Here is a 21,756-nt window from a genome sequence, read left to right on the forward strand (position 1 = left end):
GAAACAACGTGGAACTTGAAGAAATTGAACTGCTATTCAAAGTGAACACTGAACAAATGGAACAACAATTTGCCAAGGTTCAACCGATGATTGATAAATTGATGGGGAAGACCGCTGATAGTGCGAAGTCCGGTATGGACAAGACCGAGCAGTCGATGGATGTTTCTAAAGGTGTTCAAAAGTTGCAAGACCAGTTGTCCGGTTTGAACGAGACTATCAAAACTGCATTCGAACGAATGAGTAGCTCGACATCTACCGGGGCTAGCAAGGTCAACCAGAATGCTGGCAAGATGTTTACCGGTAGCCGGGTTAAGGTAAAACAGGACTTACAGGCCATGCTGAGTGATATCAATGCAAAGATGGATCAGGCCCGAGCTGCTCAAGCCAAGATGCGTGACTTAATGAATCAAAAAACGTCCTTGAATACCGCTCAACAGAATGGGACGCAAGGAATTAAAATTGATAATCAGGTTGCGTCCGCTCAAGCTCAGATGACGCGTTATCAAAACCAAGCTAAAGCTCTAGCCCAATCAATGCGACAAGAATTTAAAGCGGTGCCGGACTCACTGCGGCAGATTTCTAAAGCTATGGATCAAAACGAAGTTAAAATTGAAACCTATCGGCGTCAGTTGAAGGCGTTGCAGGGCTCCTATCGTGATGTTCAGGATTCTATGAAGACGATGGGTGCCAGCGACCGGCTGACCAAGCAAAGCACGGCACTTGAAAAGAGCATCATGAGCACACGCGATAAGATGAACAAGCTCATTAATTCCAATGATAGTCTGAACAAGAGCTATGCTTATGTTTCTGATCGTGGTGACGAACTTAAATCTGTAATTGGTAAGCTCAATACTGAGATGGGTGAATCCGGGACGGCTGCTACACGAGCGGCAGGTTCGTATAATCGTTTCGGCAGTGCGGCAAGTAGCGCAATGAATAAAGGATCAGGTTCCGGTAAGGGGCCTTCTAATTGGTTCAGTCGCATTAGCAACGGTATTCAAAGTGCAACAAGTCGGATACGCAATTTTGGAAATAGTAGTAGTTCTTCAATGAACAAAGCCTCTTCTAGTGCTAGACGGACCAGTGGGGCCCTGGGCGGCATTGCCCAGCAGTTGAAGTACCTCCCATCACAATTAATCGTATTTGGGTTGCTGTACCAAGGCTTGACGCAACTTGCTACTGGGATGATGACAGCATTTAAGACGAACGCGCAGTTTGCAAGTAGTCTGAATCAAATCAAGGTCAATTTACTGACAGCATTCTATCCGATTTATAACTTTGTTCTTCCGGCCGTGAATGCGTTAATGTCATCATTATCTAAAGCCACATCATGGTTGGCACAGTTCACGTCAGCACTAACGGGTATGAGTTACTCCAAAGCTCGACAAGGTGCGCAGGGCCTTTATGAGCAGTCTAAGGCACTGAATGACACGGCCTCAGCTTCTAGTAAAGCTTCTGCTTCTGTTAAGAAGGCTAACGAAGAGATTCGAAAACAAAACGCTGCCCAGGCAAAGTCGGTTCGTGAGGCTAATGCACAAATACGCGCTCAAAATCAAGCTCAAGCAGCCTCAGTTCGTGAAGCAAATCGACAAATTGCGGAGTCTAATAAGCAAGGTGCAGCCAAAGTTCGTGCTGCTAATGCAGCAATTGAGGCTGCAAATAAACGGTCCCAGGCCTCAATGGAAGCAACCAAGAAAAAGAATAAAGAGCTCATGCAATCTTTGATGGGCTTTGATGAACTGAATGTTCTTGATAAGAGCAATGATGATGAAGACTACTCTTATGATAAAAAGCCAAAGGAGACTTTTACTCCGCAGGAAACACAAACGGCACCAGATTCAACGCCAACACAAAACGCACCGGAAAGTACGCCACTGCAATCGACGGATGGTACTGATGCTGGAGCTGGTGATGATGGTGTCAATTTCGGCGTACCATTAGGTCAGCCATTCAACAGCGCAACTGATGCAGCTAAAAAACTGCAAAAAATTTTAGGTGAGCTGTTCGACCCAATGAAGGCAGCTTGGGACGCCAAGGGTAACTCAGTAGTGGATGCTGCTAAGTATGCTTGGAAAGAGGTTGAACGAGCGCTCAGCGATGTTGGACGATCGTTTATGCATGTATGGGACAACGGTACTGGTCAGAAGACAGTAGAAGCTATCTTACAGCTGTTAGCAGACATGCTTAACATTATTGGTGATATTGCCAAAGCGTTCTCACAAGCATGGGAAGGTGGCGGCGGTCGTGGTACTAAGCTAGTCCAAACTATTTTCAATTCGCTGAATAATGTATTGAAACTGATCCACGATATTGCCACTTCATTCCGTAGTGCATGGAATGGCGGCAATCTGGGCGAACGGATTTTTGCCAATCTCATTACGTTGGTGACAAATTTAGTCGGGCTGATTGGTGATATCGCTAAGGCGTTTGATAATGCATGGAATCATGGCAACACTGGTACCAAGCTTATTCAATCAATTTTAAATGCATTGAACGCTGTAGTAAAAGTGCTTAATAATATTGCAGTAGCATTTCGTAATGCTTGGAATAGTGGTGCGGGTGAGAAAATTGCATCAAATCTCTACAAGATATTCACAAACATCTTTAATACTGTTAGTGCACTTGGCGGCCAATTTGACAAGGCTTGGCAACATGGCGGCGTTGGTACATCTATTTTTAAAACGCTGCTCGGTATGGTTAATGACATTTTGGGTGCGTTAAACGACATGACAGGAGCAACCGTTAAGTGGGCTTCTAAGCTTAATTTCACACCCTTACTACAATCGATTGATGGATTGCTAAAAGCGATTAGACCAGTAGTCAAAGATGTATGGGACGGCCTGGATTGGGGATATCAAAATATCCTGTTACCATTGGCCAAATACACGATTACTAATTTAATCCCAACTTTCTTCGATGCATTAGCTGCGGCGCTTAAGTTGCTTCACCGCATTATTCAAGCTTCACAGCCAGCCTTTAAATGGATATGGGATTCGTTCCTTGAGCCATTAGCAAAGTGGACTGGTGGAGTTATCGTTGGCATGCTTAAGAAGTTAGCAGATGCATTAGGTGGGATTTCCAGTTGGGTAGATAAACACCATACGGCCGTTGAAGCAATGGCGAAAGTCTTAGTAACTATGTTTGCATTTAAAGTAACAATGACGGGGCTAAGTAATGGAATAGGACTACTTGGAAAATTAGCTGACAAAGCGGCTACTATTGGTGGTAAAGGGCATGTTCTCAGAGACTTTTTTAAAGGGATTACTGGAATTGATAAGCTAGAAGAAGCTGTTGGCAACGTGAAGACATTATGGTCGCTTGCAAAAATGAAGTGGTCAGATTATGCTACTGCATTAGCAGATGGTTGGAAGGCGCTCAAGAGTTGGTCTGTGTGGTCTAAACTGGCTGCTGTTGGTCAAGCTGCATTGAATGTAGTTATGGACGCGAATCCAGTAGCATTAGTGGTATTGGCTATCGCTGCATTAGTTGCTGGATTCGTCGCGCTATACAAACATAATAAGAAATTTAGAGATTTTTGTAATTCTGTTTGGAAGAATATAACCAAATGGTTTGGTGATTCAATCGATTGGATTTCTAAAAATTGGACTAAAATAATTGGTTTTATTATTAATCCGGTTGGCACGATTGCTTCCTGGTTCCTTAAAGATACAAAAACAGGTAAGAATATTCTTAAATGGGCATCGAAATTACCGGGTAAAGCCTCCGATTGGGCTAAGAGTGTTGGTAAAAAAGTTGGAACTCATATAACAAATGCCAAGAAGGATTTTCAACAAGCAGGAAAGAACATTGGTAATTGGACTACTGGCTTTGTTGGCGGCGCTAAAAGAACCGTTAATACTTGGGCGTCGAATATTGGCAGCGGTGTTCATAAGAAAGTTTCTGATGGTAAAAAGGCCGCTCAAGAAGCGGGTAAAAAGATTGGTAACTGGACGTCTGAGTTTACGAGCAAATCTAAAGGTGCAATCGTCGGTATTCGAAAATGGGCATCAAATATCGGTAGTAATGTTAATACTAAAGTCGAAGATGGCAAACGATTAGCCAAGAATGCGGGTAGTAAGTTAGGTTCATGGGTTAATAACTTTAGAACTGGCGCAAGTAAGACTGTCTCTAGTTGGGCTGGAAGTTTAGGCTCGAAGACTAGTTCTGGAATGGGGAGTTCTAGGACGGCTGCGTTAAGAGCCGGTACTCAGTTAGGTAATTGGGTTGCCTCGTTTAGAACTGGCACGGGTAAAACAATTGCAAAATGGGCCGGTGGTTTAGGCGGTAAAATTGGTGGCGGTCTTTCATCTGGTTGGAAGTCTGTAAAAAAGGGTTCTGCGGATGTTGCTAATGCAATTATTGGTACGATTGGAAAAGCCGTTAATGGCGTTATCGATGGCATTAAATGGATTCTCAATCACGTAGGTGCCTCCAGCAAAGCAAAGTCATTGAGCCACTGGAGTGTTCCTTCATTTGCAACTGGTGGTCGCCATAAAGGTGGTCCAGCAATCGTTAATGATCAGGTTGGTGATAAGTATCGTGAAGCATACAAGTTACCAAATGGACGAACAGGTCTTTTCCCAGCCGTTCGCAATATGATGGTCAATCTTCCGAGAGGTACTCAAATTCTCAATGCGGCACAAACGGCTCGTAAAGTAACAGCAATGGTGCCACACTATGCCGGTGGTATTGGAGACTTTGATTTTGACTTTTCAAGTATTGGTAACTTCAATTTGCCAAGTTTCAACTTTAGCATGCCGAATTTTGGTGATTTGTTCAGTGGTATAGGGGACAGTGTAGGCAGTTTTGCCGATGGTGTGAAAGATACGGCAAGTGATATCTGGGACGATGTCACGCACCCTGAAAAAGTATTGAAAGCTGCTATGAACAAGTTTGTTAAATTTACCGGCTTAGGTGGCTATCCGCTAGATGTTGCTAAAAGTATGGTGGATTTTAGTGTTGATAGTGCTAAAAGTTGGGTCGGTAAGATTCTCAAAGAATACGGCGAGAGCGAAGGACCAAATGGTGGTGCAATCACTCATTCAATGATTAGTCGCGCACTCGAGATGACTAAAGTTCCTAAATCGCGGTGGTCAAAGATGCAACACGATATCATTGAAGTGGCTAAGTCAGAGACCGGGAATCGAAATATTATGCAGACAATTACTGATGTGAACTCGCTAGCTGGTAATCCTGCAGGTGGACCACTACAGTATGTCAAGTCAACCTTTGATGCATTTGCTTTTCCTGGACATCATAATTTCAGATCATCATTTGACCAAGTATTGGCTTATCTGAATAACTCAGACTATTACAATGCTGCCGGTCATACAGTCATTTGGGGCACGCCTAAATTTGATTGGTTGCACAGTGGACCGATTGGGCACCGCCGTTTTGCTAACGGTGGTCTTGTTGATACTCATCAAATGATCGAAGTGGCTGAACAGAATAAGCCGGAAATGGTTTTACCTTTAACTAACATTCCACGGTCAATGCAATTGATTAAGCAGGCACTAAGCTTCATGGGACAAACGTTCAGTGATGGATTACAAATGCCCGCAGCTTTAACTCAGTCGATGGATATGAGCAGTCTGGCTAGTCAGCCAAGTAATACAAGTACACAGAGTATGAATAGTGGTGGCATTAACGAGCTTGGAACAAGCATCGTTAACGCGATTGTACAGGGCTTACAAATGACAAACGTTGGCGGCAGCATGAACAATCAACCGATCAATGTGAACTTGACGTTGCAAGTTGGTGATGAGAAGTTCGGTAATGCTGCTATTAAAGGCATTAACGCGGTAAATCAGAAGAATGGTAAAAACATGTTGAGACTATAGGAGATGATTACGATTGACATATTCACTGAAGATTGGTGGGACAGTGGTTAAAGCACCACAGTCCCTAGAAGTTGCAATTCAAGATATCGATGCCAAAGCATCGCGTGACGCGAATGGACTTTTGCATCGAGACCGTGTCGCAATCAAACGCAAGTTAACAGTAAAATGGGGGCCGCTAACACTGGCCGAGAATAGCACAATACTAAAAGCTGTCTCTGGACAGTTTTTTTCTTGCAGTTATTTAGACCCACAAGAAGGTGCAGTAGTGATCAAGACATTTTATGTTGGTGATCGGACTGCACCGATTTATACACTTAATCCAGTGACATCAGATTATATTTGGCAGAATGTTTCAATGGATTTCATTGAACAGTAGGCGGGTGAAAATTAATGATTAAGCAATCTGATTTAGCCCTCGCTGCATGGAAGGCAACTGAACGGACGTTGGATGCAGTTGTCACAATTAACAAGATTGACTATAAAACGACAGATATTGCATCCATTTCATATGACGCAGGTGGCTATACTGGAGATACGTTTGGTATTGGCTCGAATTATGAAAACAGCGTGACAATTAAGTTTTCGCACTTAATTGAAGGACTTAAACCCGGCATGACGGTATGGCCTAAGATTGGTATAAAAACATCTAATGGCTATGAGTATAGCTCGCTTGGTCTTTTTATCGTATCAGATGACATTCAAATGGACCGAAACAACGATGAGACAACAATTAAGGCATATGACCAGATGTGTCTACTGGAGGGTACCTACACTTCTAAGTTAACTTACCCTGCTAAAATGACCAGTGTGATTGCAGAAATTGCAAATTTGGCTGGCGTGTTACTCAATACAACTGACATTAGTCGTTTGCCTGTACAAGTTAACTTACCGAGTGCTATTACCGGTCAAACGTATCGAAATGCAATTGGCATGATTGCTCAATTTTATGCTGGATTTGCAACGTTTGATAGGGACGGCAAATTAACAATTCGCACGATTACAGAGCCAGATTATACATTAGATCCGAGCCAATATGAACAAGGTGGCTTAACAAAAAATGAAGCACCATACAAAATTGGCGGTATTCAGTGTGAGGTCACAACGACTACTACGGATTCAACAGGTCAGAGTACCGAAACTACAAACACGCTTCAAGTAGGGGCAACGTCAGGATCACAGATTAAACTCACCAACAATTTGATGACAATGGATCGTTTAGCATCAATATGGCAACAGTTACAAAGCTTGACCTTCTACCCTTTCAGTTTGAATTGGTTTGGCAATCCTGCAATAGAAGCTGGCGATTGGCTAACACTACAGGATACTAAAGGAAACAAGTTCAACGTGCCTAATAATGGTTATACTATGACGTTTGATGGCAGTTTGTCTGCTGTTTCTAAAGCAGATCAGACCTCAACCTCTAGTAGTAGCTATGCTTGGCGAGGCGAGCTATCACAATATGTTGCTGACTTAGGTGGACGGCAAGGTGCTTCGGGTAACTATATCTATGGTACAGATACAACTGAACCGCCATACGGAGCTAAATTTAACGATATCTGGTACAAGCAGAACGGTAATAAAGTTGAATTGTGGACTTACGAGCGTCAGGCAGATGGAACTGGTAAATGGGTACTTACTGTGTCGGACGCTACTGGGGAAGAAGTGAAAGCAAAAGTTGACCAAGTGGAACTGGAAGCTAAGGCTAGTACAGATGCAGCTAAAGCGGCCAGTGATAAAGCTGACCAGCTTGCGGCCAAGTACGATGATACAAATGCATTAGCTAATCAAGCACTAGACAAAGCTGTAAGTGCTCAAAGTGACGCTAGTGCTGCAGTTGCCACAGCAAACTCTACAGCCTCGGAATTCGGAAAAGTTGACCAAAAGGCAGATAGTGCCTTAGCTAGTGCACTTGGTGCCCAAAGTGACGCTAGTGCTGCAGTTAAACAGGCTTCTTCTGCTGCCGCTGACTCTAAAGATGCTAAGCAAATTGCTGGAGCAGTTAGTCAGAGTTATAAAACTTTAACTGATGGTTCAACTATGACCATTGCTGAGTTACAGAATGGCCTAGCTGCCAAACTGACTAAGACTGATCTCAACGGATATGCCACCCAGACCTGGACTCAAAATCAGATTAAAATGACTGCTGATGGAATTAACGGAACCATGTCCAGTATCAAGAGTACTGTCGATGCTCAGACAACCAGTATCAATGACCTCAAGGCTGACTCAAGTTCTTTTAAGAGTCAGTTTACAACAGTTAACAATACTCTCGGTAAGCAGACTACTGACATTGGTACCTTGCAAGCCACGTCAAAAGAACTGACTACCGGATTCAATACGTTAACAACGGATAATACAACTAATAAGAACAACATTAGTCAACTTCAGCAGACTGCCACAGAACTGAATAGCACGATGACGACGGTTCAAACACAGGTTCAAAACAGTGCTGTGGGGACAAACTTGTATACCGATACCAAGAATTTTGACAACCCAGCATCATGGTACGCAGCCAGTTTGTGGACAAAAATCACGGATACCTATAATGGACTAGCTGTAATGCAGACAACAGAAGATTGGAATGGGGTAAGCCAATATATCCAAGTTAAAAAAGGTGATGTTTTAACTTATAGTGTATATGCAAAATATATAAGTGGTACTGGAACAAGCAGCATCTACTGGCCACTCAACAATCCAACTGAAGGTAGTTATAGCTCTGCTGCAACAGATATAGGCCATAACACAGTAACTATAACAGATTCATGGCAGAGAGTTTCAGGAACAACAGTTGTCACTAGTGATGGTTATTTACGTCCTCGGATTGAACGAACTAATGGAAATACCAACACTCTGCAGATTGCCGGAATCAAGGTAGAAAAAGGCAGTCTATCTACTGATTGGTGCCCTAATCCAGCTGATAATGCTACAGTTACTGCTTTATCCAAGCTTTCTCAAACTGTTGACGGTATGAAAGCTGATATTTCCAAGAAGATTGAGAAGAAAGACCTTAACGGTTACGCTACTGAAACTTGGGCGCAAAATCAGATTAATATTAGTGCTAATGGGATTAATGGCACGATATCCAGTGTCAAGAGTACGGTTGATGGCCATACAACCAGTATCAATAACCTCCAAGCTGATTCAAATGGGTTTAAAGCTCAATTTACGACAGTCAATAACACTATCGGTAAGCACACTACCGATATTGGTACGCTCCAGGCATCCACTAAGTCTTTGTCTGCTAGCTTTGATTCTCTGAGCACCGACAATAACACTAATAAGCATGATATTAGTCAATTGCAAGCGAGTGCTACAGCATTTAATAGCACTTTGTTGACTGTTCAGCAACAGGTGATAGATAGTGCTGTGGGAACTAACCTGTTATTGAAAACCTATAACCCATTCATTATGACGGGTAATGGTGGGGTTAACCAGGCGACACTAATGTACGCACTAAGCAGAAGACTCGAAAAAGGAACGACAGTAACTCTAAGTTTTGATGCCATTTCTACGGCTTCTGCGAACTTTACAATCCAAAATAGTGCTAGCGGAGACGGTGGGACTTGGATGGGCTACCTTAATAATGCGGCCGTTGGTACCACAAAGAAGCATTATGTAGCAACAATCAAGTTAGATGGCTATTCACAGCAAGGTGCTTATCTCCGCTTAGATAATGTGCCTTCGACAGCTACTATTACATTCTCCAATATGAAATTAGAGCTAGGTTCAAATGCTACGGACTATTCCACCAATCCATTGGACAACGCAACAGTTGATGCAGTTTCAAGTATCTCTCAAACTATTAACAGCATCCAAACGACTGTTAGTGGAAAAGTTGATGGCAGTACCTATCAGTCCAAGGTAGATCAATTAAGTAACCAGATAACTTCTGTTGTAGGGCAGGTCAATACCTTTGGTTCAAGAAATATTGTGACTAACTCACAGTTCCAATACGACTATCTAAGCGGACCATCTTGGACTACAACTGGTGCGACTACTGATATGTGGTACAAATCAGATTTTGCTTGGTCATGGGTTAATGGGTATCAAGGTATTTGCTTCAATCAACCAACGACGACTGACAATAGTGTCTGGTATGCTTTGCACTCTAGAAGAATTGTTATTGGACAAGATATCTCGACTCCTTGGTCGGCTAGTGCTTATGTGAATATCGATACCGTTGGCCTCGCTGCGGTAATTACTATTGAATTTTACGACACTAAGGGTAATCGTATTGGGCTTAAGGAAACGTATAAAACCAGCCGTGGAATGGAACTAATTAAAGTTGAAAATGCTGTTCCTCCGGCTGGAACTGAAACAGTTTGCCTTGCATTCCAAGTTCATGGTGGTGGCCATGTTGCTATGATATGCCCAATGCTCAACCAAGGAACCACTGCTGCTACCTATGTTCCTGATGTTACAACTGGCGAAGACCTTCAGCATGCATATTCTGCTATCAATCAAACTAATGACCGGATCAATCTTCGTGTTGAAAAGGCCGGGGTTATTAACGCAATTAATATCTCGACTGAAGGAATCCAGATATACGGTAACAAGCTGCATATTACGGCTACTACCTATATTGATGATGCAGTAATTAAGAATTCCATGATTGAGAACCTAAGTGCCGATAAAATCACTGCAGGTACTATTAATGCTGCGCATATCAATGTAATCAATTTGAATGCGAACAACATAACAACCGGTACGATTAAAGGTAGTAACTTATCGATTAATCTGAACACGGGTAATGTTGAGTTCCAGGCAGGACGTATCCATTCATCTGATAATGCGATTGATATCAACATCAATAACAAGTATATCTCAGTCGCTGACAGGGATAATCGTGTGTTTATATCTGGTGGGGAAATCCAAATGATCCAGCCGACATTATTCTCAAGTCAATCTACGCCGTATGTTCGTATCAGTAATGCTCAGGCGGGAGCATCTTGGGGTGGTGCAACTTTCTGGGGACGTGACTATTTTGTGGTCACTAACGGAGCTAACGATGGAAATATCTTTACTTCGCCAATGGGAGAAGAAAAGTTCGCAGGTATTTCTGGAGGACACTCGACCTCAGGATGGCAAGTAACTAAGATTGGTGGCGCCGAACGGGGTGTGCTTATATCTGGTGGTCGCGTATTCACTGATGGCATAAGACTATCACCGTATATAAGAGTTGGTGATCCTGGTCACGCAGGCACCGGTTTGCATGGTTCTAACATTAGTATGCAGGCTAGTTATATTTATCTAAAGAGTACCCATACAACATCTCATGGTGCAAACGCATATCTGGCACCAGACGGTGCATTAGTTCCGTCAACCTCCGCCGCTAAATACAAAACAGACATCGTTCGATCGTTTGAAACTGAAATGGGGGACAAACTCCTAGAAGTTCCAGTTGCGCATTGGAAAGACAAAGAAGAAGTATTAGCCAAAACTCGTGATTCTAATGCTAAAGATCCAGAAACTTATTTCGGAATGATTGCTGATGATCTGGATGATGCTGGTCTGAATGAACTTGTTGAGTACGATGATAAAGGGGAGGTCAATGGTATTCAGTATGACCGGGTAGCATTGGCTCTTATTCCATTAATTCGTAACTATCGAGATCGCATAACTGTATTGGAAAACAAAATCAAACAAACGAAAGAGGTATAGTCAATTATGACAGCAAGAAAAGAAGTATTAACATTCAAAAATGGGCAACTAGTATCAATTGGAAACACTATGGCAGAGTTTAAGCTTAAAGGTCGAGCTTCTCTTGGGCGGACATGGTTAATTAATCGACTTGAGGACCTGAACAAGCAGTTTAATGCTGACCAATTAGCAACGCAAAAGAACTTTTTTAAAACCGATGAAGATGGGGAATTTGTCTATAAGGAAGACAAAAAGACGCTTATTCTTAAAGATGGATATACTATGGAAGAAGCTCAAAAAGAGTTTGACCAATTAGTAGAAGAACCAGTAAGTATTGAAATTAGCTCATATTCTGCACGAATGAAAGCTTTATTTAATGCACTTGAGGATTACCCGTATGAGCTGGAAGGGCAAACAGCTTTAGTATACGCATTAGTATTTGAACAGTTTGATAAAGCATATGGAAAAGGGGAATAAAAATGGAACTATTAAACACTAGCATCTCTTATAATATCGATGGAACTGGAAATACGAGTTCTGTAATTGCAGGTCTTCGTGGCGAAGTAGAAGGTCGAGTAACTATTACGGCAAATGTCACTATTTATCCGACAGACTTAGCTAAAGATGAAACTTTCGATGATCTAACAAAAAAAGAATTATCCAAACGTGCGATGAATAAGATTCCATCAATAATTGACTCTCTAATTGCAGTTAATGGTGGGTGGAGTTTTACTGCTGGCAGGATTTCATCTGTATCCACTCAATTTAATCAGTCTGAAACTGGCACATATGTGAATGCGAATGTTACTGCCACTGAATCAGATTTTTCAGATAAGAAGTTAGACGATGTTACAATGTCGGAGGCGCAGAGCGTGCTGCAATCCATTCTTAAGAATGAATTGCCAACATCATAAGTATTAAGTGAAAGATGAACTTTGAAGAGATGGTGAATTGAAAATTAATAAGTTAAAACGACTAGGCCAGTGTATTTTAGGACGCTTTTGACCGTTCAATCAGGAATGACAAATAGGAGGTAGACAATTGAATAAGCACAAGTTAAAGGCACTCATCTTAACGGTGGGCGCCATTTTTATGGCCTTTTTAATGGTCAATGTTACCAGTCAGGCTGCTCGCATGGACATGGTCGATGTGTCGAATAACAACGGCTACATGAGCACCGCTGAGTACACATCCATGCGTAACGAGTTCGGTGTTAAGGCCCTTACCGTAAAGATTAGTGAAGGCACAACCTTCAAAGATGGCTATGCTGCTAGCAATATCGCTAATGGTCAAGCAGCTGGCTTATACGTCAACGGCTATCACTTTGCCCATTATAAAACTAAGGCTCAAGCAATTGCCGAAGCTGACTTTGCTGGTCAGGCAGCCAAAGTGGCCAGACTACCAGTGGGCGCAGTATTGGCAACGGACGTAGAATCGGCTGAAGAACAAGGAATCTTATCCCAAGCGACCAATGACCGCAACAATGCCGCCTTCATGCGAGAGATTCAGAAGTTTGGTTATCGGGCCGACATTTATACGTCTGGATCATGGGCTAACAACAAGATGACCATCAAGGGCAAAACAGGTTGGGTTGCTGGTTACCCCTATGTCATGTCTGGTCAGAAATGGTATACGAATAATAATGCCTGGCAATGGTCCGGGTCAGCTCGTTTTCGGATTAGTTACGGTGGCTTTGACGTCAGTCAGCTTTATACTGATTACTACACAGCTGGTCAAAAATCAACGGTCAAACCGACCGATAAGGATGCGGTTAAGGCCAACAACCAGGAAGCCAACAAAAACACTTCTAAGCCGTCTACGTCAGCCAAGTGGGTCAAGGAGTCAAAAATCTACACGCTCAAGACTGCGGTTAAGCTACGCATTGGCGCCTCGACTTCATCAAGTGTTATCACTACCTTACCAGCAGGCACTACGGTAAGAACTGATCAAGCTATTATTCAAGGTGGTTATCGTTGGGCTCGTCAGCCACGATTTAATGGTTATGGTTATCTAGCAACAGGCCCAGCAAGCAATACGCTGGAATACGTAAATAGTGGTGCCACTCACATGTACTACACAGTCAAGTCCGGCGACAGCTGGTGGTCAATCGCTCAGCGAAACGGCCTAAGTATGACTACATTAGCTAGTCAGAACGGCAAGACGATTTACACCACTATCTATCCTGGCCAGCGATTGGTGGTGCGGTAATTGCATACACTATTAGGATTAGGTTGGGATGAATGGGGATCCATTGTTGCCATTGTCACTAGTGTTTGTGTGTTAGCTAACTGGATTTTAAATAAAACGGTCCGCATCCCACTTAACGATTTAGGAAAGCGGCTTAGCCGATTTACCAATGAAAGCTTAAAAGTACGACAGCAAAACGCTGACGCAATGAACGCGATTGAAAATCGGGTCATTAAGGTAGAAGGCCGGTTAGATGGTCATGACATTGAATTTAAACATCTATATGAAAAGGAAGCCAAAGGAAATGAAAAAAATTAGTTTTAAGAATGCCGACGGAAGTTTAAATGGTAAGTTGATTGCTGGGATTATTTCGTTACTGATCGTTTTGATTCAACAAATCTTTGCCATGTTTGGCATTAAGTTTACTGGTGACTGGTCAGCCATTGTCGCTGTTATCAACACTGTATTAACGATCCTTGGTATGCTGGGCGTTATTACTGACGTTCAAACAGTGACAGTACCAACAGTTAAAAGTGACGAGGAAAGCCAAGTTGAAGCGACGGCTAATAAAGTTGCTGACGAAGCGCAAACACCAACGTCCACAGTCGCTGCAGTGAATAGTTCTGCATCATCTAACACTGAAACGACGTCAGAATCCGCCTCACAATCAGGAGAAAAAGTAGTATAATAATCGTGAACTGTTCTAATCCCCCATGCTTCGGCGTGGGGGATTTTTTGTTAACAAAACATATAAAAAAGAGCCAGTCAAGACTGGCCCAATGTTTAAATAAATAAAATGGGTGTTCTGTTTCTCCTAAGATAATAAAGAACACAGTTATTATACATTAAACCTGATTAATATAACAAGGACTTATTAATATTTTTCTATAGATTACTTTCGGTATTGTGATATAAACCGACAAGTGTTATTATGTCCCTTGTCCTGTTATTAGTATCACAGCTTTCAAATCCCCCCAAGATTGTCGGTTAGTGGTGCCGGAAGTGATGAGGATAATCTTCTGCTTGATGGGTGGAAGATTTTTTTGTGTTGCTTGCCTGTATATTTTGTTAGTGAGAGTTTAGATTTAGCATTATTAGCTGTCAATATAGCTAATTAGATAACTACAAGACTTTACAGAATAGCAAGTAATAAGTATAATATTAATTGTCTCTAGTGTAGTTTCTAGATGATAGTTATAACTTGATTAATTCCCCTGCGTTTCGGCGTGGGGGATTTTTATGTATTACCCGCCTAGGACTGGCCAGTGGAATCAATGAATGATTAGCATATTGTACTCCATAAACGACGGAAACATAGTTAAAATTGATTTTTAACTACAAAAGTTGTAATTTTAGACAAAACAATAAAATTCCACACTAACCTTAATTGGCCGGTGTGGGATTTGTTTGTGTTTAAGATAATAAGTTGGTATATAATAGTGGAAAAAGCAAAACATCAAAAAATGACCAATATTAAATTAATTTGTGCTCTTCCACGATTTGTAAATAAAATATCTCTCTTTTTCAGAAACAGCTTATAAATGGCATTTATAGCGTGCTACCCTTGATGGTATAACTACCGTGCGGGTGATAAGTCGACGTCGGTAGATAAAAAGAGAAGCGTCATAATGCTGGTATATCAGCATTATGACGCTTCTCTTTTGCTAATTGGTATCAAATTAAAACCCCAATTTTGCGTTTTGGCTGTTGTGATCACAACAGCACTGTTAAGCGCTCATAAAAAAGGGTTTTGGGATCGTGTCACAAGTAAGGGTCCTATGAATTAATTATTACTCGTTAATAGTGTCTGAAAGGCCGTTAGCGACATTCCAGGTACGACCCGTTGTCGAGTGAGATTGTATGGGTTCTGTGTGCTGGTGGCGATGCCAGGTGCCGTTGATAGGGCATACTGATAGCCAGCCTGTTTATCGGCTTTAATGGTCTGCTGATTAGCACGGCCGGCTGGGTAACAAATAACTTGTGTGTTCTGTTGTAAATTATGATCGAGCCATTTTTTGGAACTTGATAATTCCGTAAGTTGAACCTGGTAAGTTAAATTATTTAAATCCAGATGGCGAACGGTGTGACTTTGAAAATCAATATTACCGGATGCTTGCATCCGCTTAGCATCAGCTAAAGTTAAGTGGTTTTTCTTATGGGTAAAGCCGGTAATAAAATTAATGGTGGCGTGTTGGTGCGTCTGTTTCAAAATTGGCCAAGCTGCTGTCATGTTATCTTTATAGCTATCGTCGAGTGTGATCCAGACAATCTTCTTTTGTGGAATTCGCCGATGTTTGAGCGCGTATACGGCTTCATTGGCAGTCAGCGTTCGGTAGCCGTGTGCCTTTAGATAAGTCATTTCAGTTTGAAATTCTTTGGCGGGGACACGTAACTGGTTCCCGCTAGAAATACTGTGATACATCAAAATAGGCAAGTGAACATCTTTGACGGTATGCCAATGTTGATAAGGCCGTGCTTGTGCTTGGTGTTTAGCCGAGCTGTGAACGCTTTTAGCGCTAGTCTTAGATGATTGACTGCTGGCTTGTTTAGTTGCCGGTGAAGCCGCCTGACAGCCTGCTAACAGGCCGAGCGCGACGCCGAGACCTAATACAAAGTTGATACCCCGCATGTGCATGATAAATCCCCCCATGATTTAAAAACTACTTCCTATTCTAATAGAATAGCATGCAAAGCGCGATAATTATTGAATTATTGTTAAAATAATTTCCTTAATGTTTAAGGAAAATCGAATTTGATTAGTAATCGTTTAAACTGATTAAGAAAGCCTAGTTAGGGTAGCCAGAGGAGCTTTACTCCGATACGATTAATAAAATAATTAATTCGGGGGATAGTATTTATGAATAAAAAAAGGGCTATTTGGTTGGCGGCGATTATTATGATGATTAGTGTAGGTACATTGTTAATTGTACCGACGATGACGAAGAATCAGGGGAGTGAGCTGGCAATGGCGGTGGATAACTTAAACCCATTTGTTAAGGTACAAACGGTCTATGGTCGGACTAATCAGGCAATCGGCCACTCGACTGGTCAGATGGGCGAAGATATCTATACCTATCGAATGCTGACCAGCGATGCGCAAGGTAAGCAACGCTGGTTGACATTTACCGCAGATCACCGGCTAAAGCAACGACACTATTTAAAGATTGAGACGAAGGGACAAAACGTGAATTCATGGGAGGCCGTTGCGACAAATCAGGTACCTCAAAATATACAAGAAGTATTGGCTTAAATTTAGGCATAGTGCCGTGTCAGCGATTAGTGACGCAGCACTTTTTTTGTGTTATTACGAAGGCGAGCTTAATAAATTCTTAAATCCTTTTGAGTGCTAAACTGCGATGAGTGCGTTACAATATTTTACGTGAGACTTGTAAAGATGGTTGACAAAAGGACCATTTTTAGTTAGATTAAGATACTGCATTATTATGTAATAATGAATGAAGGGGAGCGTGCAAATGCTTAAAATAGCAAAGGGTCGGATTTCGTATCCCGCGGTAATCGGTGCGGTCTTATTTATGATCGTGCAAGTGATTGCGACCTTAAATCTGCCTAGTTTGACATCTAATATTGTGAATAACGGGGTGGCTACTGGTGACATTAGTTATATCTGGAAAATCGGATTTGAAATGATTGGTTTTTCATTGTTATCAGTCGTCGCAGCGTTTGGCAACGTCTTTTTGGCGGCGCGGTCATCACAACAATTAGGGAAGAATTTACGGTCGGATATTTATAAGAAGGTCATCAACTTTTCAAATGATGAATTTGATAAAGTTGAGACGTCTTCACTAATCACTCGAACGACCAATGACGTCGTCCAGATTCAAAACGTGGCCATGATGGCGTTACGAATGATGATTATGGCGCCAATCATGCTGATTGGTGCAAGCTTTTTAGCGTATACCAAGAGTCATGAATTAACTTGGATCTTCGTGGTTTCTATTCCGGTACTATTGATTTTTATTGGTTTGATCATGGCGTTTGCAATACCGTTGTTTCGGGCGATGCAAACTAAGACTGACCGCATCAACCTTGTTTTTCGTGAAGGCTTAACGGGAGTACGTGTTATTCGAGCATTCCGTCAAGATAAATTTGAACAGGACCGTTTTGAAGACGCTAACCAAGATTACACGCACAATGCGATTAAGGTTAATACGATTGTGGCCTTGGCTTATCCGGTAATGACTTTGATTATGAGTGGGACTAATGTGGCAATTGTCTGGTTTGGTGGCCAATTGATTAGTAGTCAAACAATGCAAGTTGGGAACATGATTGCGTTTATGACTTATGCCATGCAAGTATTGATGAGTTTCATGATGCTTGCCATGGTATTTGCGTTCATCCCACGGGCGGCCGCTTCCGCTTCCCGGATTCAAGAAGTCTTGAGTATTGAACCTAAAATTACTGACCCTGACAAGGCAGCAACGTTACCAGCGACGACTGAACACAGCTTAGAATTTGATCATGTCAACTATCGGTATCAAAGTGCGGAGCAATTAGCGCTGGCAGATATTGACTTTAAAGCCCATTCTGGACAGACCGTTGCCATTATTGGTGGGACCGGTTCTGGGAAGACCACGCTCGTTAATTTAATCCCTCGATTCTATGATATTGAGAGTGGGGCGGTCAAATTAGATGGGAAAGATGTTCGGCAGTTGAAGTTAGCTGATTTACATCAAGCCGTTTCGTTTGTCCCGCAAACTGCTACTTTATTCACGGGGACGATTCGTGAAAATATGCAATTCGGTAACGAACACGCGACCGATGATGAAATCTGGCATGCGTTAGAAATTGCTCGTTCAACTGACTTCGTTAAAGAAGAAGGCGGCCTGGATGCACACGTTGAACAAGGTGGGGGTAACTTCTCTGGTGGTCAACGGCAACGATTAGCAATTGCTCGTGCACTTGTCAAACAGGCTTCCGCTTATGTATTTGATGATTCTTTCTCCGCATTGGACTTCAAGACTGATGCTCAATTACGGGCTGAATTACGCCAGGATAAACAGATTCAACAGAGTGTCGTAGTTATCGTGGCGCAACGAATTGCGACGGTGGCGGATGCTGATCTGATCTTGGTCCTAGATAACGGTAAGTTAGTCGGCAAGGGGACCCACACTGAATTGAAAGCTAATAATGAAGTTTATCAAGAAATTATGAAGTCACAATTACGAGAGGAGGATCAGCTGTAATGAGCGAAAAGAATACGAGTTCTACTAAGCCTGCACGTCCTGCTGGCGGTCATGGCCCCGGTGGTCATGCTGGACTAGTTGAAAAGCCTAAGAGTTTTTGGAAAACGGCGATTCGATTGATGCGCTACATGTCAGACCGGTGGGTCGGTTTGGCAGTGGTCATGATTTTTGCCATTGCTTCCGTGATTTTCCAGATTCGAACACCTAAGATTTTAGGTAAAGCAACGACCGAACTTTATAAGGGAATTATGAAGGGGGCCGCGCAACAGAAGGCTGGTATCAGTCAATCCGGTTACCCAATCAACTTTGAAAAAATCGGTCAGATTATTATGATCGTTTTGATCATGTACTTGGCCTCAGCACTGTTCAACTTTATTCAACAGTACATTATGACGCGGATTTCCCAACGGACCGTGTATAAGTTGCGGCGTTCATTTAAGGGTAAGATGCAAAAGGTGCCGATTTCATATTATGATACCCATTCGAATGGGGACATTATGAGTCGGGCCGTCAATGATATGGATAATATTGCCAACACGTTGCAGCAAAACCTAACCCAAGCGGTGACAAGTACCGTCACCTTTGTTGGAACCTTATGGATGATGCTGACGATTAGTTGGAAGCTGACCTTGATTGCACTCGTTACCATTCCACTGAGTGTCGTGGTGGTTGGTGTGATTGCGCCGAAATCACAGAAATTCTTCGGAACACAGCAAAAGAGCTTGGGGTTGTTGAATAACCAAGTTGAAGAAAACTATGCTGGACACGTGGTCATCAAGAGCTTTAACAAGGAACAAGATGCCATCGATGATTTTGAAATCCAAAACAATAATTATTATCAATCAGCCTGGAAAGCGCAATTTATTTCAGGTATTATCATGCCACTGATGATGTTCTTAAATAATATTGGCTACGTCTTTGTTGCCATCATTGGTGGGATTGATGTGGCTAACGGGAACGTTTCGTTAGGTAACATTCAAGCGTTCTTACAATACACGCAACAATTTTCACAACCGATTTCACAAATGGCGAACTTGTTGAACACGATTCAATCGACCGTGGCTTCCGCTGAACGGGTCTTTGAAGTGCTTGATGAAGAAGAAATGAAACAGACGAAATCCAACTTACCAGCCGAACCAGATAGTGATAACTTGATTAGTCTGCAACACGTTCAATTTGGTTATGCGGATAACGACCTGTTAATGAAGGATTATAATCTGGACGTTAAACGTGGGCAACAAGTGGCCATCGTTGGGCCAACTGGTGCTGGTAAGACGACCATCATTAATTTGTTGGAACGTTTTTATGACATCAAAGGTGGTTCTATTAAATTGAAAGGGACCGATACACGGGACCTGGATCGTGAAGACTTGCGGTCACACTTTGCGATGGTGCTTCAAGATACCTGGCTCTTTACTGGGACGATTTTTGACAACTTGAAGTACGGCCGTGAAGATGCGTCAGATGAAGAGATTTATGCTGCGGCTAAAGCGGCCCATGTTGATAGCTTTGTTCGCAAATTGCCAGATGGTTATCAGACGGTTCTGAACGAAGAAGCTTCAAATATTTCACAGGGACAACGCCAATTATTGACGATTGCCCGGGCGTTTGTGGCTAATCCAGAAATTCTGATTTTGGATGAAGCAACGAGTTCGGTTGATACGCGGACTGAAGTGCATATTCAGCATGCCATGGAACGACTCCTGAAGAACCGGACCAGTTTTGTGGTTGCGCACCGGTTATCAACGATTCAGGGTGCGGACAACATTATTGTGATGAACCATGGGTCAGTGGTTGAAACTGGGACGCATGAACAGTTGATGGCTCAAAATGGGTTCTATGCGGATCTATATAACAGTCAATTTACTGGCAATATTAGTCTCGACTAAAGGAGGGGTGTCAATTGTTCCGGAAAACAGCAATGGTTGCCGTTACTGCGGGTGCGCTAACGTTCTTATTAGCGGGCTGTGGTAAGACAACCTTATCAACGACTAAAACCACATACAAGCCGAACGGGTTAGTAGCGGCCGTCAAAGGAAAATCCAACGTTAAAAAGGTTCATTATCAGCTTGACGGTGGTCAGACGAAGACGGCGACGGTGCGTAATCATACGTTTGTTATTCAAGTTCCGACCAAGACGACCCGCCAAACGGTGAAGATTAAGGCCGGTTCGGATACCACGACGGTGCACGTAAAGGGCGCCAAGAAGCTAGTTGGCTATCAAAAGATGGCGACGACTTACAATCAGGCTTTGATTGCTTCTAAACTCAGCAAGTCTGATCAACAGGCGGCTAAGAAGTTGCAAACTGAGGGTGCAGCCCTTAAAAAGCAACAAGCAACGATCCAAGCCAAAGTCAAGCAAGCCCAGGCCCAAATCAAGGCTGGCGGTACGGCGGCTGCCACGGGTGCTAAGACACTCCAGGCCCAACAAACTGCTGCGGCGCAGCTCAAGACCAAAGCAGCTAGTTTGCAAACGACTCAGAAGCAGGTCGAAGCGGCAATGGCAACGGCGAAAAAGCAGGTCAAGTCGCAATTGTTACCGACGAAGATGCCAAGTGATGGCATTAAGAACGTGTTAACAACTAAGGATTATAAGATCCGGCTAAATGTTCAGAAGGGTGACGTATTAGGGGCAGCGATGATTGTTCCAACCAAGGCCTTTAAGAACAAGACCCGCCAGAAGAACTTTGGGACGGCGTTTGCTTTGATGACGACAACAACGGGCGCCAATGCCAAGAAGGTTATGAAACAGTTCCAGAAGGAAACCAAGGATAATAGTGGTAGTACGACGACAATCGATCCGATTACCTCTAAGGGCGTTCGCTTCACGATTGGTGTCTCCACGTCTGACTTGTATATCTTTATGACTAAGTAACGTTTTATGA

13 protein-coding genes are annotated in these 21,756 nt (G+C 42.7%); 12 read left to right on the top strand and 1 reads right to left on the bottom strand.

Features of this window, described 5'->3' with window-relative positions; genetic code table 11:
* Positions 1 to 8 precede the first annotated feature (8 nt).
* From MZO41_RS14815 to MZO41_RS14850, 8 genes are all read left to right on the top strand, one after another.
* Positions 9 to 5,840: a hypothetical protein gene (locus MZO41_RS14815; RefSeq protein ID WP_057138638.1), complete on the top strand. Its 5,832-nt coding sequence runs from the start codon at positions 9 to 11 to the stop codon at positions 5,838 to 5,840.
* A gap of 13 nt (positions 5,841 to 5,853) precedes the next feature.
* On the top strand, positions 5,854 to 6,216 hold the full coding sequence (locus MZO41_RS14820) for a DUF6711 family protein (RefSeq protein ID WP_058906852.1): 363 nt from the start codon (positions 5,854 to 5,856) through the stop codon (positions 6,214 to 6,216).
* A 14-nt stretch (positions 6,217 to 6,230) separates the two neighbouring features.
* Positions 6,231 to 11,501 carry a gp58-like family protein gene (locus tag MZO41_RS14825; RefSeq protein ID WP_058906853.1) on the top strand — a complete coding sequence of 1,757 codons (5,271 nt, stop codon included), beginning with the start codon at positions 6,231 to 6,233 and terminating at the stop codon, positions 11,499 to 11,501.
* Between the two features lie 6 nt (positions 11,502 to 11,507).
* Positions 11,508 to 11,957, top strand: coding sequence for a DUF1617 family protein (locus MZO41_RS14830; protein WP_003642831.1), 450 nt, complete (start codon positions 11,508 to 11,510; stop codon positions 11,955 to 11,957).
* Positions 11,958 to 11,959: 2 nt separating this feature from the next.
* Complete coding sequence (locus MZO41_RS14835) at positions 11,960 to 12,394, top strand: hypothetical protein (RefSeq protein ID WP_003642832.1); 435 nt, start codon at positions 11,960 to 11,962, stop codon at positions 12,392 to 12,394.
* Between the two features lie 127 nt (positions 12,395 to 12,521).
* On the top strand, positions 12,522 to 13,688 hold the full coding sequence (locus MZO41_RS14840) for a GH25 family lysozyme (RefSeq protein WP_033098956.1): 1,167 nt from the start codon (positions 12,522 to 12,524) through the stop codon (positions 13,686 to 13,688).
* A complete protein-coding gene (locus MZO41_RS14845) occupies positions 13,689 to 13,985 on the top strand; it encodes a hypothetical protein (RefSeq protein WP_016511341.1) in 297 nt (98 codons plus the stop codon). It abuts the gene before it with no gap.
* Entirely contained in the window at positions 13,972 to 14,355 is a 384-nt protein-coding gene (locus MZO41_RS14850) for a phage holin (RefSeq protein ID WP_058906854.1), read from the top strand. Before MZO41_RS14845 ends, MZO41_RS14850 begins: the two co-directional genes overlap by 14 nt.
* Before the next feature lie 1,095 nt (positions 14,356 to 15,450).
* Here the strand turns inward: MZO41_RS14850 and MZO41_RS14855 are convergent.
* Positions 15,451 to 16,302, bottom strand: a complete 852-nt coding sequence (locus tag MZO41_RS14855) for a polysaccharide deacetylase family protein (protein WP_003644667.1) — start codon at positions 16,300 to 16,302, stop codon at positions 15,451 to 15,453.
* 222 nt (positions 16,303 to 16,524) lie between these two features.
* Here MZO41_RS14855 and MZO41_RS14860 point away from each other — a divergent pair, with 222 nt between their 5' ends.
* The 4 genes from MZO41_RS14860 (at position 16,525) to MZO41_RS14875 (ending at position 21,746) form a co-directional block, all read left to right on the top strand.
* A complete protein-coding gene (locus tag MZO41_RS14860; RefSeq protein WP_003641420.1) occupies positions 16,525 to 16,917 on the top strand; it encodes a YxeA family protein in 393 nt (130 codons plus the stop codon).
* Between the two features lie 223 nt (positions 16,918 to 17,140).
* Entirely contained in the window at positions 17,141 to 18,871 is a 1,731-nt protein-coding gene (locus MZO41_RS14865) for an ABC transporter ATP-binding protein (protein ID WP_252129702.1), read from the top strand.
* Positions 18,871 to 20,760, top strand: coding sequence for an ABC transporter ATP-binding protein (locus MZO41_RS14870; protein ID WP_003641422.1), 1,890 nt, complete (start codon positions 18,871 to 18,873; stop codon positions 20,758 to 20,760). The genes MZO41_RS14865 and MZO41_RS14870 overlap by 1 nt, the downstream gene beginning before the upstream one ends.
* Positions 20,761 to 20,774: 14 nt before the next feature.
* Positions 20,775 to 21,746, top strand: a complete 972-nt coding sequence (locus MZO41_RS14875; RefSeq protein ID WP_003641423.1) for a hypothetical protein — start codon at positions 20,775 to 20,777, stop codon at positions 21,744 to 21,746.
* The last annotated feature ends 10 nt before the right edge of the window (positions 21,747 to 21,756 follow it).

The sequence above is a fragment of the Lactiplantibacillus sp. C232 genome (assembly GCF_023806725.1).
Taxonomy (GTDB): Bacteria; Bacillota; Bacilli; order Lactobacillales; family Lactobacillaceae; genus Lactiplantibacillus; species Lactiplantibacillus plantarum.

What these genes read in the sequence shown, in the direction of transcription:
- MZO41_RS14830 (WP_003642831.1), top strand. Translation starts at nt 11,508, where the DNA reads ATGACAGCAAGAAAAGAAGTATTAACATTCAAAAATGGGCAACTAGTA.
- MZO41_RS14865 (WP_252129702.1), top strand. Translation starts at nt 17,141, where the DNA reads ATGCTTAAAATAGCAAAGGGTCGGATTTCGTATCCCGCGGTAATCGGT.
- MZO41_RS14870 (WP_003641422.1), top strand. Translation starts at nt 18,871, where the DNA reads ATGAGCGAAAAGAATACGAGTTCTACTAAGCCTGCACGTCCTGCTGGC.
- MZO41_RS14850 (WP_058906854.1), top strand. Translation starts at nt 13,972, where the DNA reads ATGAAAAAAATTAGTTTTAAGAATGCCGACGGAAGTTTAAATGGTAAG.
- MZO41_RS14835 (WP_003642832.1), top strand. Translation starts at nt 11,960, where the DNA reads ATGGAACTATTAAACACTAGCATCTCTTATAATATCGATGGAACTGGA.
- MZO41_RS14825 (WP_058906853.1), top strand. Translation starts at nt 6,231, where the DNA reads ATGATTAAGCAATCTGATTTAGCCCTCGCTGCATGGAAGGCAACTGAA.
- MZO41_RS14860 (WP_003641420.1), top strand. Translation starts at nt 16,525, where the DNA reads ATGAATAAAAAAAGGGCTATTTGGTTGGCGGCGATTATTATGATGATT.
- MZO41_RS14855 (WP_003644667.1), bottom strand. Translation starts at nt 16,302, where the DNA reads ATGCACATGCGGGGTATCAACTTTGTATTAGGTCTCGGCGTCGCGCTC.